The organism is Pseudoalteromonas rubra, assembly GCF_005887095.1.
Lineage (GTDB): Bacteria > Pseudomonadota > Gammaproteobacteria > Enterobacterales > Alteromonadaceae > Pseudoalteromonas > Pseudoalteromonas rubra_E.
The window spans coordinates 1-207 of the sequence record NZ_PNCI01000205.1 but is presented as its reverse complement, the minus strand read 5'-3'; the positions used below and the strand labels follow the sequence as shown (position 1 = coordinate 207).

The 207-nt window shown below is 49.3% G+C and carries 1 pseudogene; it reads left to right on the top strand.

Annotated elements, in window-relative coordinates:
- Positions 1-207, top strand: a pseudogene (locus tag CWB99_RS24505) (phosphatidate cytidylyltransferase); the annotation flags it as partial.

Here is a 207-nt window from a genome sequence, read left to right as displayed (position 1 = left end):
CTGCACTAATGGGTATTTGTAAGCGTGTACAGCGCCTAGGCTATGTTGCCTTGGTCGGCGTAGTAGTCGCATTGATGCAGTGGCATTGGCCAGTCGATAGTTTATGGCAGCAAGGCCAATTGCTGGCAGATGCCAATTATGTGTTCACCTTATCCTTCGCCTGGTGGTTAGTGGCCACCATCTTGGTCATTCGTTATCCTAGATTCA